Here is a 14,868-nt window from a genome sequence, read left to right as displayed (position 1 = left end):
GATCACATGACTGACCTCGGCTTTCACGTCCGCGGCTACGGGCCTCCGCCGCGCGAGGACCGGCCGGCCACGGTGCTCGTGCACGGACTCGGGCTCTCGGGGCGGTACTTCGTGCCGCTGGCGCGGCGGCTGGCCGCGGGCGGGGCGACCGTGCTGGTGCCGGACCTGCCGGGCAACGCCCGCTCGCGGGCCGCCGTACGCCGCGCACCCGATGTCGGACGGCAGGCCGACGCGCTGGCCCGCCAGTACCAGCGGCTGTCCTCGGCCCCGGGGCCGCTCGTGGCCAACTCGGTCGGCTGCCAGGTCGCCGCCGCCCTGGCCGCCCGCCACCCCCATCTGGTGAGCCATCTGGTGCTGATCGGTCCTGCGCTCGAACCGGGGGTCTCCGGCGCGCGCCAGTTCGGGCGGCTCGTCGCGGATGCCCCCAGGGAGCCGCTGGGCCTGCTGTCGCTGGCCGCGTTCGACTATCTGGTGACCGGTCCGCTGCGCTGCGCCGCGTCCTTCCGGCACGCGCTGCGGGACGCGGCAGAGTCATTCGAGGTGAACCTGTCCCGGGTGCGCGCGCCCACGCTCGTCGTACGGGGAGCGGGTGACACCATCGCCTCCGGCGCATGGACCCGGCGCGTGGCGGAGCTGGTCGCCGACGGGCGCGCGGCGGACCTTCCCGGCGCGGCGCACGCGGTCCATTACAGCGCGCCGGACGCGATGGCCGCACTGATCGGGAAGTTCACGGCGGGAGCGACGGGAGTGTCTGTAGAGGCGGGAGTGACGGGAGCGACTGTGGCGGGAGGGACGGGAGAGGTGGGAGAACGCGGATGAAGTCCTCGGAGAAGTCCGACCACGCACCGTCCGGACATCAGGAACGCCCCTCCCCCTGGCTGCGTCTGCTGCCCGGCATCTCCCCGAAACGCCGGGGCTTCGTCCTGGCCTGGTGGGGTTTCGCCCTCACCTTCGGCGGTATGCGGCTGCTCACCTGGCTCATCCACATCGACGTGGCAGGCATCGGTGACATGCAGGCCGGCGGGGTGCACATCCACCACTACGTGTGGGGGATCCTGCTGCTCGTGGTGGTGGGCGCGGCGGGCCTGGCCGAACGCTCGGCGCGGGCACGCGCGTGGATGGGTCTCGCCTACGGTGTGGGGCTGGCCCTCGTCGTCGACGAGGCGGCGCTCCTGATCAGCCTGGAAGACGTGTACTGGGACACGGAGGGCGGGGTCAGCATCGCCCTGGCCATCGCCGTCATCGCCGTCGCCGGCAGCGTCCTCGCGGTCACGCGGGGGCGGCGCGCCTCGAAGAACGATCCGGACGACGACAGCGGCTGACGCCCGCGCGCACGGGCGGCGGCTGCCTTTTCCTAACCGGGGTCCACGTCGGCGTACAGCATGTGGTGGTCGGAGTGCGGGCTGGGGCGGACGTCGTGGGTGATGGGGGCGACGCCCCGCAGGAAGACGTAGTCGAACTTGCTGAGCCAGTCGGTGGTCGGCTCGCAGGTGGCGGCGGTCGAGGGACGGCAGCGGGAGCCCGTGCCGTCGGCCAGTGACCACATCCGGGCGAGTTCGGGCGCGTCCGGGACGGCGTTGAAGTCGCCGAGCGCGATGGCGTGGTCGTGCCGGGCGACGGCTCCGGCGAGTACGCCGACCTGTTTCGCCCTGACCTCTTCCTGACGGCGTTGGGCGAGGTGGGTGTTGAAGACCCGGACGGGCCGGCCGCCCACCATCGTGGTGACGGCCATGTATCCGCGGTCCTCCGAACCGCCGTCCGGGTACTCCACGCTGACGGCGTCCGCCATCGGCGCCGCCGAGAGCAGCGCCTGACCGAAGGCGCCCGGGCTCCACGGCACTCCCCCGCAGCGGCCCCAGTCCCGGAGAACCATGCCGTACTTCACGTGGTAGACCAGCCCGTAGAAGCGCTTCAGGTAGTCCCGGATCTGTTCGACGTCACGCGTGCACGCTTCTTGCAGGCCGATGACCTGGGGCGCGTACGTGGCGATCTCCGCGGCCCGGTCGACGTTGCTCTCCTCGCAGGGATTGCAGATGTTCCACGTCATGACCCGGTTCGGCACGATGTCCTTGACGGCGTGCACGGGCAGCGGCCTGCCGAAGGGAACACCTCTCGGCGCGCTGGGACCGACGAACACCAGACAGGCCACGCTCATCGCGGCCACGAGCAACCACGTGCCCTTTCCGAGCACCATCGCCTCCTCGTCGTGCATGCGTACGTAGGACGTGTGATCCGCACCCTACTTCTGGGGCCGCTGCTGAAGTCCCTGGAGGAGGAGGGCGATCAGGCGTCGGGGGTCGTAGCGGGGGTCGTTGTCGCGTCCGACGCAGAGATTGCCGATGCCGCGCATCAACTCGTAGGGCTGCGTGCCGGGCCTGATCTCACCGGCCTCGACCGCGGCGTCGAGCAGTTGGGCGCAGACGGGCAGCAGCCGGTCGAGGAAGTAGGCGTGCAGAGCGGCGAATCGGTCGCTGTCGGACTGCAGGGCGTCGGCGAGTCCGTGCTTGGTGACCAGGAAGTCGACGAAGAGGTCGATCCATTGCCGCAGCGCGTCGAGCGGTGAGTCGGCACTGGCGAGCAGCTGCGGACCGGCCTCGGCGCATGCCTCGATCTGGTGGCGGTAGACGGCGGTGACGAGGTCGGCGCGGGTCGGGAAGTGGCGGTAGATCGTGGCCATCCCGACGCCCGCCCGGGCCGCGATCTGACGGATGGGCGCGTCGACGCCGGAGGTGGCGAAGACCTCGGCGGCGGCGGTGAGCAGCGTCTGCCGGTTGCGCTGGGCGTCGGCCCGCTTGCTTCGGGAGGGGGGCTCCCCGGTGCTTCGGGAAGGCGGCTCCCCGGCGGGGCGGTCGGCGCTGTGGTCGGCAGGTTGCTCGGTGGGCATCACGTTCTCCTTCGACCGACGGTTCGACACCGGTGGTTCGAACCGGTTGACAAAACGGATCAGTGATCCGGATAGTAAATGGAGCAGTGTTCCGCTTCAGGTTAGCCGAAGCGGGCCGCTCCTCATCAGCCTGTTCGTCCGTCGATCACCCGAGACGACGGACACCAGGTGCCACCGAAGGGGAACCCACACCGTGAGCACAGCCACAGCCACAGCCGCCTCCACATCCACACTTACGCCCACACCCGCCCCCGTCCTGTCCTTCAGCCCCGTCACCCTGCCCGTGCCCGGGCGCCCCGTGGACCTCCAGGTGCGCGTCTCCGCCCCCGCCGCCGGGACGAGCGCCGGAACGGGAACCGGAACCGGCCTCCCCGTCGTCCTCCTCTCCCACGGCCACGGCCCCTCCCACCATCTCTCCTCCCTCAACGGCTACGCGCCGCTCGCCGACTTCTGGGCGGCCCACGGTTTCGTCGTCATCCAGCCCACCCACCTCACGTCCAGGACACTGAGCCACCTGGTCGCCGACGCCCCGGGCGCACCCGACTTCTGGCGGTCCCGTGCCGAGGACATGACGCACATCCTCGACCGGCTCGACGTGATCGAGAGCGCCGTGCCGCAGCTCGCGGGACGGATCGACCCCAGCAAGGCCGCCATCGCAGGGCACTCATTCGGCGGCTTCACCGCCGCGCTCCTGCTCGGCGCGGGGCTCACGGACCCCGACACGGGCAAGGTGGTGCACCTCGTCGAGCCCCGGTTCAAGGCGGGCGTGCTGCTCGCGGCGCCCGGCGGGGGCGGCGACTCCTTCAACGGCCCCATGGCGGAGCAGTGGCCGGTCATCGGGGCCGTCGACTTCTCCACCATGACCACACCCACGCTGGTCGTCGCCGGCGACAAGGACGACCCCTCGCACTTCACGGACACGGGGCCGGACTGGCACGCCGAGCCCTACACCCTCTCCCCCGGCCCCAAGACCCTGCTCACCCTGTTCGGCGCGGAGCACGGACTCGGCGGGGTGGCCGGATACGACGCCGCCGAGACCACCGACGAGAACCCCGAGCGAGTGGCCGCACTCGCCCGGCTCACCGCGGCCTACCTCCACACCCGCCTTCACTCCGGCAGCGATGCCTGGCAGACCGCGGTCGAGGCACTGACGACCAGCCCCGACCCGGTGGGACGCATCGAATCCAAGTAGCCCCGGCGGTCCGGGTAACCCCTGCGGTCCGCTACGCCGGTTCCTGCCGCTGCAGCGGTACAGCCATCGCCGCGAGGGCCCGCTCCAGGCCGTGCAGGTGGGTGAGGGCCGGATGGTGGCCCGCGGCCTGCGCGAGGGGCGGCTGGGGCTCGCCCGCCCGGCGGGAGCCGGTGGGGGACGTCAGCGCTTCCACGGCCACTTCGACTCGCCAGCACGCGGCCGAGAGACGGTCGTCGTGGGAGGCGACGGGGTCCGAGGCCGCCGCGGCGAGCGAACGTACCTCCTGCGCGCAGGTGTCGAGCAGCGCAAGCACCTCGCGGGCCCGCGCCTTCCTCTCCCTGCTGAAGTGCAGCGGATGCACCAGCGGGGAAACCGCGAGACGCACGCGGGCGAGCAGCACCTCCAGCTCGGCCACGCGCGGCCCGGGGTCCGCGTCCGGGGTTCCGGCGAGGCGGGCGGCGGTCTCGGCCGCGCAGGCGTGCACACAGCGCAGAGCGCGGCGGATCCACTCGTCGGTGACCGCGTGGGTGGTCACCGGCAGCACGAGCAGGACGGCGAGCACGGCTCCGAGCGCGCCGACGGCGGTCTCCGCGACGCGCAGCACCAGCAGCGACGCGTCGAGGACGCCGAGCAGCCCGTACAACATGGAGGCCATCGCGGTCACGAAGAACATCATCCAGCTGTAGGAGACGGCCGCCGTGTAGAAGATCCCGAAGATGCTCACCGCCACGACCAGGGCGGTCGGCACGGCCGCCCCCTGCACCGGCAGGGCGACGACGAAGCCGACCACGATGCCCAGGACCGTGCCGAGGACCCGGCGGAAGCCCCGCACCAGGGTCTCGCCGCGCGACACGGTGTTCACGAACACCCACCACGTGGCGCCCACCGCCCAGTACCACCGCTGGTCGGACAATGCCTGTCCTACCCCGAGCGCGAACGCCACGCCCGCGACGGCCTGCACGGCCTGCCGTGTGGTCACCCGGGCGAGGCCTCGCGCCTGCGACAGCGCGGGCACGGCCGCCGGCACGCCGCCCCGCTCGTAACACCACAGGCCGAACCGCACCGCCGAAGAGGCGCACAAGGAGAGGAGTACCGCCGCGTACAGCTCGGGGAGCTGGGCCGGGACCGTGTGCAGGAACTGGGCCGCGAAGAAGGTCATGAAGGCGAAGACCCCGAGGGAGTGGCCGCGGGGTCCCCAGCGCCGCGCGTAGACGCCCGCGCCGACCACGGCGAGGAAGGCCGCGTCCCTCGCGAGGGGGTAGCTGTGCAGTCCGGCGGCCACGGCGAGGACGGGGAGGCCCACCACGGGCAGCAGGGCGGTCGTCACCGTCTGGCCGCGCACGGTCGGGTCGGTCACGGTGAAGAGCGCGAGCAGCGCCGCGAGCCCTCCGACGATGGCCGCGGAGAGGGAGTGTCCGGCCAGCCCGCACACGGCCACGGCCAGGGAGATGCCGATGACCGCGCGTGTGGCGCTGCGCAAGCGCAGCCGCCCCGGATCCGGAGCCACGAACACCCTCTTCAGCACAGCTTCCCGCCCCTCTCGGCAAACAGACACAAAGAAGGCGCCACGGAGTCCGCAGCGCCATCGACATGACCATCAGACCATCTTGTCGCCCTCCGGCTCAACCGGAACCGGCATGAGTGGGCCAATGGCCTAGTCTCGGCGCTCTCCGTCGCGCCGGAGGCGGGCCAACGGGTCACCCCGCGGGGGCGGCCACCTGTGAGGCCGCCGGTGCTGTCGTGGGCAGCTCCACCGTGATGCGGAGTCCGCCCGTAGGGCGCGGGGTGAGGGTGAGGGTTCCGTCGTGTGCCCGGGTGATGGTGCTGACGATGGCCAGGCCGAGGCCGACGCCCGCGTGGTCGCTGTGGGTGCGCTCGGTGCCGCGCTGGAAGGGTTCCGTGAAGGTCGAGACCAGCCGGGGGGTGAGCTGCTCGCCGGTGTTCTCGACGGTGAGCACCACCGTCGTGGGGCGGACGCCGGTGTGGACCCGGACGGTGCCCCGGCCGGGCAGGTTGTGGACGATCGCGTTCTGCACGAGGTTCGTGGTCAGCTGCAGCAGGAGCTCCGGCGATCCGGTCGTGGGGGCGATGTCGCCGGACGTCTCGATGGTGACGCCGTGGTTCTCCGCGAGCGGGAGCAGTGTCTCGGTGGCCTCTTCAGCGATGAGGGACAGGTCGACGTGTTCTCGGGTGAAGGACCGCTGGTTGGCGCGGCTGAGCAGCAGCAGTGCCTCGGTGAGGTCGATGGCCCGGGTGTTGACGGCGTGGAGGCGGCCGACGAGTTCGCCGGTGTCGTGGTGCGGATCGGTGCGGGCCACGTCGAGCAGCGCCTTCGAGATCGCCAGCGGGGTGCGCAGCTCGTGCGAGGCGTTGGCCGCGAACCTCTGCTGTTCGGCGACGTGCGCTTCGAGTCGTTCCAGCATGCCGTCGAAGGCGTCGGAGAGTTCACGGAACTCGTCCTGGCGGCCTTCCAGCCGGATGCGGTGGGCGAGTGATCCGTCGGCGGCCAGGCGGGTGGCGTGGGTGATGCGGGTCAGCGGGGCGAGGACGCGGCCGGCGAGGATCCAGCCTCCCACGAGCCCGAACACCAGCAGCAAAGCCATCGCCACGGCCGCCGCAGGGGCGAAGGTGTACACGAGGAGCTGCCGGTTGGGATTCTCGTGGAGCATGCGCCGGTCCCAGTCGTCGGGCACGTACTGCAGGAGGAACACCCACACGGCGGCGAGCAGCAAAGCTCCCGCGAGCATGGTGAAACCGGCGTAGCTGAGGGTGAGTTTGAGGCGGACGCTCAGCCCGGGCGGCCGCCTGGCGCCGCTAGCCACGGGATTCCCCTTCCCGCTGACCACGGGGTTCCCCTTTCCGGTACTCACGGGGTTCCCCTTTCCCGGTCGGTCTCCGGCCGCGCGTCGATGCGGTAGCCGACCCCGGGCACGGTGGCGATGACCCAGGGCTCGCCGAGCCGCTTGCGCAGTGCCGAGACGGTGATGCGTACGGCGTTGGTGAACGGGTCGGCGTTGTCGTCCCACGCCCGCTCCAGGAGCGCTTCGGCGCTGACGACACCACCCTCCGCGGCGACGAGGACTTCGAGGACGGCGAACTGCTTCCGGGTGAGGGCGACATAGCGGCCGTCCCGGTGGACCTCGCGACGGAACGGGTCCAGGCGCAGGCCCGCGATCTCTCGCACGGGCGGTCTACTGTGCGCGCGCCTGCGGTCGAGTGCTCTGAGTCTGAGCACGAGTTCCCGCAGTTCGAAGGGTTTCGTGAGGTAGTCGTCGGCGCCGAGTCCGAAGCCGGTCGCCTTGTCGTCGAGCCGGTCGGCGGCGGTGAGCATGAGGATCGGCATGCCGCTGCCGGAGGCGACGATGCGTGTGGCGACCTCGTCGCCGGAGGGGCCGGGGATGTCCCGGTCGAGGACGGCGATGTCGTAGGTGTTGACGCTCAGCAGCTCCAGGGCGGTGCCGCCGTCCCCGGCGATGTCGGCCGCGATCGCTTCGAGGCGGAGGCCGTCGCGGATCGCCTCCGCCAGATAGGGCTCGTCCTCCACGATCAGTACACGCATGGTCCGAGGCTACGAGCCCGCGCATATCGTCGGCGTATCGAAAACCGCATACGCCTCGGCAACACCGCGCTGCCTTGACTGGCGGCATGAATCGAACCCCGCCTTCGGCACGGACGACAACGCCCCGCGGAGTGCGCCGGCTCCTCGGCGTGGGCCTGCTGGTCGTCATCACCCTCACGGCACTGGTCGTCACGGCAGTGCGTATCGCAGGCACCGGACACCCGGGGTCACAGTCCTCGCGTTCCTTGCTCTCCTCCGGGCCACCCTCCGGCGTGGCGGACTTCGACCTCAAGGGCCCGGCGCCGGCCGAGCTCGATCCGGAGCTGCGTGACGCCCTCCGCCGGGCCGCGTCGGCCGCCGCGGACGACGGAGTCCGCTTCCACGTCAACAGCGGCCGGCGTTCGCCGGAGGAGCAGGACCGGCTCTTCCGCGAGGCGGTCGCCGAGTACGGGTCCGAGGAGGAGGCCGCCCGCTGGGTGGCGACCGCGGCGACGTCTCCTCATGTGTCGGGCGACGCGGTCGACCTCGGGCGCTCCGACGCGACGGCATGGCTGTCGGAGCACGGCGCCGCGTACGGGCTGTGCCAGATCTACCGCAATGAACCCTGGCACTACGAACTGCGCACCGAGGCGGTCGGATCCCGGTGCCCGCGGATGTACGCCGACCCCACCGAGGACCCGAGGATGCGGCGGTGACCGGGCAGCGGGCGGCGGACGCCCAGGTCACCTCCCGACCGGTGCCCCAGGTCAGCTCCCGGCCTGGGCCCCAAATCACCTCCGAGCCGGAGCCCCAGGCCACCTCCCGGCCGGACGCCCGGGTCAGCTCCCGGCCGGAGCCCCAGGTCAGCTCCCGGCCTGGGCCGTGGAGGCGCGGCCCGGTCCTCGCGGCGCTCGCGCTGCTGCTGGGCCTTCTCATGCTGCTGCACGAGCAAGTCCCCAACCGGATCGGGAACCTCGGCAGCCTGCTGGAGACCTTCCTGCCGTGGTTCGGCCTCTTCGTCCCGGTGCTGCTGGCCGGGACGCTGTGGCGCCGTTCGGCCTCCGCCGCGGTCGCGCTGCTGCTGCCGGTCACGGTGTGGCTGAGTCTCTTCGGCGGACCGCTCGGCGGACTGGTGGGCGGGCTGTTCGGTGACGCGTCCCGGCCTGCCGGTGATCTCACCGTCGTCAGCCACAACGTCGGCGCCGACAACCCCGACCCGGCCGGCACCGCACGCGACCTGGCCGCCTCCGATGCGGACCTGCTGGCGCTGCTCGAACTGACCCCGCAGGCGCGGGGCACGTACGAGAAGGAGCTGGCGAAGGCGTATCCGCACCACGTGGTGCGGGGCACGGTCGGACTGTGGAGCAAGCTGCCGCTGACCGGCACCCGGCCGGTCGACACCGCGACGGACTACGGGCCGCTGGCGAAGACCAAGCCGATCGCGGCGAGGCTGGCCGACACCCGGGCGCTGCGCACCACGGTGGCCACGGACCACGGGCCGCTCGCCGTGTACGTCGCCCACCTGGGGTCCGTACGGGTCACTCCCCGGGGGGGCTTCGGGACGGCCGACCGGGACCGGGGCGCGCAGGCACTCGGCAAGGCCGTCGCCGCCGAACGGAACAAGCGGATGGTGCTGGTCGGCGACCTGAACGGCACCATGGACGACCGTGCGTTCGACGGTCTCACCGCACAGCTGCGCCCCGTCCAGGACGCGGTCGGGAGCGGCTTCGGCTTCAGCTGGCCCGCGGCGTTCCCGGTGGTGCGGATCGACCAGATCCTGGTGCGGGGTGTGGATCCTGCGAGCTCGTGGGTGTTGCCGGCCACCGGCAGCGACCATCTGCCGGTGGCCGCCGGGATCAACTGGTGACCACTCGTTCGGGGCGCCTGCGCGCGGGCCGGGAGAGCAGGAGCAGGCTGTGGGGGCCCATGGAGATCTCCCCGCCCGCCTTGTGTTCGACCTCGTCCGCGATCCCCTCGGGGTCGGTGGTGTCGATGCGGGTCGTCCAGCGCTCGCCGTACGTGGCGTCCGGCAGCCGGAAGAGGATCGGCTCCCGGTGGCTGTTCAGCAGGAGGAGGAAGGAGTCGTCGACGACGGGCCTTCCCTGGGCGTCGGGCTCCGCGATGGCGTCGCCGTTGAGGAAGACGCCGACGGCGTGCGCGTCGGGCCACTGCCAGTCCTTGTCCGTCATCTCGCGCGCGTCGGGCCGCAGCCACACCAGGTCCGGCAGCGGCTGGTCCTCGTGGGTGGCGGTGTCGCCCCGGAAGAAGCGGCGCCTGCGCAGCACGGGGTGGGCCAGGCGCAGGTGGATGGCGCGGCTGGTGAAGCCGATCAGGTCGCGCTGCGCGTCGGTGAGGTCCCAGTCGATCCAGGAGATCTCGCTGTCCTGGCAGTAGGCGTTGTTGTTGCCCTGCTGGGTGCGGCCGAGTTCGTCGCCGTGGGCGAGCATCGGTATGCCCTGCGAAAGCATGAGCGTGGCCAGGAAGTTGCGCTGCTGGCGCGCGCGGAGTTCGAGGACCGCCTCGTCGGTGGTGGGTCCCTCGACCCCGCAGTTCCACGAGCGGTTCACGCTCTCACCGTCCTGGTTGCCCTCCTGATTGGCCTCGTTGTGCTTCTCGTCGTACGACACCAGGTCGCGCAGGGTGAAGCCGTCGTGCGCGGTGACGAAGTTGACGCTGGCGCGCGGGCGGCGGCGGTCGTGCTGGTACAGGTCGGAGGAGCCGGTGAGCCGGGAGGCGAACTCGGCGAGCGAGTGGTCGGCGCCGCGCCAGAAGTCCCGTACGGAGTCGCGGTACTTGCCGTTCCACTCCGACCAGAGGGGCGGGAAGTTGCCGACCTGGTAGCCGCCGTCGCCGACGTCCCAGGGCTCGGCGATGAGTTTCACGCGGCTGACCACGGGGTCCTGCTGGACCAGGTCGAAGAAGGCCGAAAGACGGTCCACGTCGTGGAACTGCCGGGCCAGCGTGGCCGCCAGGTCGAAACGGAATCCGTCGACGTGCATCTCGGTGACCCAGTACCGCAGCGAGTCCATGATGAGCTGCAGGACGTTGGGGTGCCGCATCAGCAGGCTGTTGCCGGTGCCCGTGGTGTCGAAGTAGTGCGCGGGATCGTCTTCCGCCAGGCGGTAGTACGAGGCGTTGTCGATGCCGCGGAAGGCGAGCGTGGGGCCGTTCTCGTTGCCCTCCGCGGTGTGGTTGTAGACCACGTCCAGGATCACTTCGAGCCCGGCCCGGTGGAGCGCCTTGACCATGGACTTGAACTCGGTGACCTGCTCGCCGCGCGAGCCGTGCGCCGCGTAGGCGTTGTGCGGGGCGAAGAAGCCGATGGAGGTGTAGCCCCAGTAGTTGGACAGGCCCCGGTCGCGCAGGAAGCCGTCCTGGACGTACTGGTGGACCGGCATGAGCTCGACCGCGGTGACGCCCAGGGACGTGAGGTGGTCGATGACCGGGTCGGTGGCGAGGCCCGCGTAGGTGCCGCGCAGCTCGGCGGGGACCTCGGGGTGCGTGCGGGTGAGGCCGCGCACATGCGTCTCGTACACGACCGTCTCGGCGTACGAGCGCCGGGGTGGCCTGTCGTCCTCCCAGGAGAAGGACGGGTCGGTGACCACCGAGAGCGGGGTGTGCCCGGCGCTGTCGGCGGGGTCCGGGCCCTCGGCCGCGCGCTCGAAGAGGGCCGGGTGGTTGTCCGTCTGCCCCTCGATGGCCCTGGCGTAGGGGTCGAGGAGCAGCTTGGCGGGGTTGCAGCGGTGGCCCGCGGCGGGGTCCCAGGGGCCGTGCACCCGGTAGCCGTAGCGCCGGCCGGGGCCGATCCCCGGCAGGTAGCAGTGCCAGACGAAGCCGTCGACTTCGGTGAGGGTGATGGTCCGGTGGGTGCCGTCGTCGTCGATGAGGACGAGGTCGACCCGGTCGGCTGTCTCGCTGAAGAGGGCGAAGTTGGTGCCTTCGCCGTCGTAGGTGGCTCCGAGGGGAAAGGGGGCGCCGGTCCAGGTGCGCACGCAACTGCCTCCGTACGGAAGGGGGTCGGACGGGAGCGCGTGGCCGCGGCCGCTCACTGGGGCGGCCGCGGCCGGCGCGTCGCGTCTCCACGGATACGGCGTTCACGCGTGTCCGGCGTTCACACCGCGGGTTCCTTCTCCGCCATCCTTGTCCGGAATGCGTCCGGCCGCAGCGCGTGACGCGGTCCGTGGGCGCTCGCGGCGGCCGATGTGGCCACGGCGGCCGGGACCGGAGCCTCCGCTTCGTTCGGGTTCGCGAGGACGGCGTGGCGTACCTCGCGCGGCAGTTCCAGCGCCTCGCGCAGGCTGGGGGCGGGTGCCGCGGGGGCCAGCGGGGCGCGTTCGGGCGCCCGGGCGCGGCGGGAGAACCAGATGATCTTGCCGTTGGTCGCGGGGAAACTGCCCCAGCCGTCGCTCAGGGCGGCGATCTGCGTGAGACAGCCCTGCGGCCCGTAGTGCCGCTCGGCCAGGTCGCGGTTGTTGTCCGACACGGCGGTGATGAGGTGCTGGCCGCTCCACCACATCTCCACGACGGTCTTCTTGTCGGCTCCGTACTCATCGATCTCCCGGAGCAGCACTCCGGTGCAGTGGCAGACGGATTCGACGAGAACTTCCAGCCCCCAGTGCCGGAGATGCGCGGTCAGAATGCGTCTGACCTGGTCGATCCTCTCCGGGCTGACCTCGACATCGAGGTGGTAGTAGCAGGGGATCGCGGATTTCATTGCTCTTGGCTCCTCTCGGCGAAGCTTTATCGCCCCGCCCCGGTCTGTCCGACCGAGCCCCGAACACGAAGCGTGAGCACTGATCGCTTCTGAGTCAGTCTCAGAGTGAGAGCACTACTCCATCCGCGCAACACGAGACGGAACACGAGACGCCCCGGAACCGGATAGTTGAATGGCCAACAGGACGCTTTGTGCTCGTACGTGCACCATGAGTCAGAAGATTTGAAAGAAGGTGACGAGCGTGATGCTGCTGCCTGCCAGAGCCGAGGTCGCTCGGCATCTGCGTCAGTACCGGTCGTGGGAGCGGCGGTTGCTCGCCCACCCCGCCGACCTGGCCGTGCGCATGCGCTTCGAGGACACGGCGTACACGCTGTGTGTGCTGATGGGTGAGTCCAAGGCGCGGGTCGCCGCGGACGCCGCCGAGCTCTTTCTGCGTCCACGCGCCACGCGCAGGCCGAAGCCGCCCCCGGCTCCCCGGGGCCTGTGACGAACGCGCGGCACCTGCGGGACAGACCGACTGCACGCAAGCCCGGCGGAGGAGGGACCGATGACGTCAGCTCCACGGACGACCCCTGTCTCCGCCCCTGTGCCCATGTCGCCCGGCGTGCCCGTCCTGGACGTCCACCCGGTCGTCGACTGCGGCCGGCGCCCCGCGAAGGCGGTTCCCGGCGAGACCTTCCAGGTCACGGCGACTGTCTTCGGCGAGGGCCACGGAGCGGTCGGCGCCAATGTGGTGCTGCTCGGACCCGGCGGTCGCCGCGGGCCCTGGACGCCGATGCGGGAGCTGTCCCCGGGCAGCGACCGGTGGGGCGCGGACGTCACTCCGGACGCCGAGGGGCACTGGACGTACCACGTGGAGGCCTGGACGGATCCCGTGCGGGACTGGCGGCACTCCGCCGAGATCAAGGTCCCGGCCGGTATCGACGCCGGGCTGATGCTCGAAGAGGGCGCGCTGCTGTACGAGCGTGCGGCGACCGGGGTTCCGGCGGGTCCCGAACAGCGGGTCCTGCTGGCCGCGGCCGACGCGCTGCAGGACGAAGCACGGTCACCGGCCGCCCGTCTGGCGGCCGCGCTCGCCCCGGAGGTGGAAGCGGTCCTCGCACGTCACCCCTTGCGTGAGCGGGTCTCCCGCTCGCACGACCTCCCTCTGCTGGTGGAGCGGGAGCGGGCTCTCTTCGGGTCCTGGTACGAGTTCTTCCCGCGCTCGGAGGGTGCCATCGTCAAGGAGGGCGCCCCGCCCGTCTCCGGGACGTTCCGTACCGCGGCCGAACGGCTGCCCGCCGTCGCCGAGATGGGCTTCGACGTCGTCTACCTCCCGCCGATCCACCCCATCGGCTCCACCTTCCGCAAGGGCCCCGACAACTCCCTGTCCTCCGGCCCGGACGACGTCGGCGTGCCCTGGGCGATCGGCTCCCCGGAGGGTGGTCACGACGCCGTCCACCCGGACCTCGGGACGCTCGACGACTTCGACGCGTTCGTACGCAGGGCAGGCGAGCTCGGCCTCGAAGTCGCCCTGGACTTCGCGCTCCAGTGCTCGCCGGACCATCCATGGGTGGAGAAACACCCCGAGTGGTTCGCGCACCGGCCCGACGGCTCCATCGCGTACGCCGAGAATCCGCCGAAGAAGTACCAGGACATCTACCCGATCGCCTTCGACAAGGACATGCCGGGGCTGATCGCCGAGACCGTGCGGCTGCTGCGGTTCTGGATGGCCCACGGCGTCCGCATCTTCCGCGTCGACAACCCGCACACCAAACCCGTCGTCTTCTGGGAGCGGGTGCTCGCCGAGGTCAACGCCACCGACCCGGACGTCGTCTTCCTCGCCGAGGCCTTCACCCGGCCCGCGATGCTGCGGACCCTCGCCGCCATCGGCTTCCAGCAGTCGTACACCTACTTCACCTGGCGCAACACCAAGCAGGAGCTCACCGACTACCTCACCGAACTCTCCGGCGAGACCGGGCACTTCCTGCGCCCGAATTTCTTCGTGAACACCCCGGACATCCTGCCGGGATATCTCCAGGAGGGCGGCCGTCCCGCCTTCGAGGTGCGGGCGGCGCTGGCCGCCACGCTCTCGCCGAGCTGGGGCATGTACGCCGGGTACGAGCTGTGCGAGAACACTCCGGCGCGGCCGGGCTGCGAGGACTACCTGCACTCGGAGAAGTACGAACTGCGCCCGCGCGACTGGGCGGCGGCCGACCGCGAGGGCCGCTCCATCGCGCCCCTGATCACGCGGCTCAACCGGATCAGGCGCGCACACCCCGCGCTGCGGCAGCTGCGGAACCTGCGTTTCCACCAGGCCGACAACGACGCGGTGCTCGTCTACAGCAAGCGTGCAGGTCAGGACACCGTTCTGGTGGTCGTGAACCTCGACCCTCACCACACCCAGGAGGCCACGGTCACGCTGGACCTGCCGCAACTCGGCCTCGAAACGGACGGGTCGGTGCAGGTGCGCGACGAGCTCACCGGCGAGACCTACCACTGGGGCAGGGCCAACTACGTGCGCCTCGAACCGGGCCGCGCCCCCGCGCACATCCTCACGG

At 71.3% G+C, this 14,868-nt stretch carries 14 protein-coding genes; 7 read left to right on the top strand and 7 right to left on the bottom strand.

The genetic code is table 11. The features are described from left to right. The first annotated feature begins 6 nt into the window (after positions 1-6). A complete protein-coding gene (locus ACZ56E_RS37200; protein WP_471221274.1) occupies positions 7-819 on the top strand; it encodes an alpha/beta fold hydrolase in 813 nt (270 codons plus the stop codon). Then, positions 816-1,322, top strand: a complete 507-nt coding sequence (locus tag ACZ56E_RS37195) for a hypothetical protein (protein WP_471221272.1) — start codon at positions 816-818, stop codon at positions 1,320-1,322. The genes ACZ56E_RS37200 and ACZ56E_RS37195 overlap by 4 nt, the downstream gene beginning before the upstream one ends. A 32-nt stretch (positions 1,323-1,354) precedes the next feature. On the opposite strand, the gene ACZ56E_RS37190 is transcribed toward ACZ56E_RS37195, so the two are convergent. Together ACZ56E_RS37190 and ACZ56E_RS37185 are read right to left on the bottom strand one after the other, a co-directional pair. Then, positions 1,355-2,212, bottom strand: coding sequence for an endonuclease/exonuclease/phosphatase family protein (locus ACZ56E_RS37190; RefSeq protein ID WP_471221270.1), 858 nt, complete (start codon positions 2,210-2,212; stop codon positions 1,355-1,357). Positions 2,213-2,239: 27 nt separating this feature from the next. After that, positions 2,240-2,884: a TetR/AcrR family transcriptional regulator gene (locus ACZ56E_RS37185; protein ID WP_471221268.1), complete on the bottom strand. Its 645-nt coding sequence runs from the start codon at positions 2,882-2,884 to the stop codon at positions 2,240-2,242. A 193-nt stretch (positions 2,885-3,077) separates the two neighbouring features. On the opposite strand from ACZ56E_RS37185, the gene ACZ56E_RS37180 reads away from it, so the two are divergent. Next, positions 3,078-4,076, top strand: coding sequence for an alpha/beta hydrolase family protein (locus ACZ56E_RS37180; RefSeq protein WP_471221266.1), 999 nt, complete (start codon positions 3,078-3,080; stop codon positions 4,074-4,076). A gap of 31 nt (positions 4,077-4,107) precedes the next feature. Here the strand turns inward: ACZ56E_RS37180 and ACZ56E_RS37175 are convergent, their stop codons facing one another. The 3 genes from ACZ56E_RS37175 to ACZ56E_RS37165 form a co-directional block, all read right to left on the bottom strand. Then, a complete protein-coding gene (locus ACZ56E_RS37175; RefSeq protein ID WP_471221264.1) occupies positions 4,108-5,601 on the bottom strand; it encodes an FUSC family protein in 1,494 nt (497 codons plus the stop codon). Between the two features lie 172 nt (positions 5,602-5,773). After that, positions 5,774-6,868 carry a sensor histidine kinase gene (locus ACZ56E_RS37170; RefSeq protein ID WP_471221528.1) on the bottom strand — a complete coding sequence of 365 codons (1,095 nt, stop codon included), beginning with the start codon at positions 6,866-6,868 and terminating at the stop codon, positions 5,774-5,776. 74 nt (positions 6,869-6,942) lie between these two features. After that, on the bottom strand, positions 6,943-7,635 hold the full coding sequence (locus ACZ56E_RS37165; protein ID WP_471221262.1) for a response regulator transcription factor: 693 nt from the start codon (positions 7,633-7,635) through the stop codon (positions 6,943-6,945). A gap of 86 nt (positions 7,636-7,721) precedes the next feature. On the opposite strand from ACZ56E_RS37165, the gene ACZ56E_RS37160 reads away from it, so the two are divergent. After that, positions 7,722-8,330 carry a M15 family metallopeptidase gene (locus ACZ56E_RS37160; protein WP_471221260.1) on the top strand — a complete coding sequence of 203 codons (609 nt, stop codon included), beginning with the start codon at positions 7,722-7,724 and terminating at the stop codon, positions 8,328-8,330. Further along, a complete protein-coding gene (locus ACZ56E_RS37155; protein ID WP_471221258.1) occupies positions 8,327-9,481 on the top strand; it encodes an endonuclease/exonuclease/phosphatase family protein in 1,155 nt (384 codons plus the stop codon). Before ACZ56E_RS37160 ends, ACZ56E_RS37155 begins: the two co-directional genes overlap by 4 nt. Here the strand turns inward: ACZ56E_RS37155 and glgX are convergent. Continuing rightward, positions 9,471-11,606, bottom strand: a complete 2,136-nt coding sequence (gene glgX, locus ACZ56E_RS37150) for a glycogen debranching protein GlgX (RefSeq protein ID WP_471221256.1) — start codon at positions 11,604-11,606, stop codon at positions 9,471-9,473. The genes ACZ56E_RS37155 and glgX overlap by 11 nt on opposite strands. A 119-nt stretch (positions 11,607-11,725) precedes the next feature. Further along, entirely contained in the window at positions 11,726-12,328 is a 603-nt protein-coding gene (locus tag ACZ56E_RS37145) for a pep a2 (RefSeq protein ID WP_471221254.1), read from the bottom strand. A gap of 244 nt (positions 12,329-12,572) precedes the next feature. Between ACZ56E_RS37145 and ACZ56E_RS37140 the strand changes: the two genes are divergently transcribed. Further along, positions 12,573-12,815, top strand: coding sequence for a DUF5133 domain-containing protein (locus ACZ56E_RS37140; protein WP_471221526.1), 243 nt, complete (start codon positions 12,573-12,575; stop codon positions 12,813-12,815). Positions 12,816-12,875: 60 nt separating this feature from the next. After that, on the top strand, positions 12,876-14,868 hold a 1,993-nt coding region (locus ACZ56E_RS37135; protein ID WP_471221252.1), incomplete at its 3' end, for an alpha-1,4-glucan--maltose-1-phosphate maltosyltransferase.

Source organism: Streptomyces sp. NPDC039480 (genome assembly GCF_055597165.1).
This window is presented reverse-complemented; position numbering and strand designations above follow the sequence as displayed.

Coding starts and splice junctions, on each gene's coding strand:
- ACZ56E_RS37200 (WP_471221274.1), top strand. CDS start 7: ATGACTGACCTCGGCTTTCACGTCCGCGGCTACGGGCCTCCGCCGCGC.
- ACZ56E_RS37195 (WP_471221272.1), top strand. CDS start 816: ATGAAGTCCTCGGAGAAGTCCGACCACGCACCGTCCGGACATCAGGAA.
- ACZ56E_RS37190 (WP_471221270.1), bottom strand. CDS start 2,212: ATGCACGACGAGGAGGCGATGGTGCTCGGAAAGGGCACGTGGTTGCTC.
- ACZ56E_RS37185 (WP_471221268.1), bottom strand. CDS start 2,884: ATGCCCACCGAGCAACCTGCCGACCACAGCGCCGACCGCCCCGCCGGG.
- ACZ56E_RS37165 (WP_471221262.1), bottom strand. CDS start 7,635: ATGCGTGTACTGATCGTGGAGGACGAGCCCTATCTGGCGGAGGCGATC.
- ACZ56E_RS37160 (WP_471221260.1), top strand. CDS start 7,722: ATGAATCGAACCCCGCCTTCGGCACGGACGACAACGCCCCGCGGAGTG.
- ACZ56E_RS37145 (WP_471221254.1), bottom strand. CDS start 12,328: ATGAAATCCGCGATCCCCTGCTACTACCACCTCGATGTCGAGGTCAGC.
- ACZ56E_RS37140 (WP_471221526.1), top strand. CDS start 12,573: ATGCTGCTGCCTGCCAGAGCCGAGGTCGCTCGGCATCTGCGTCAGTAC.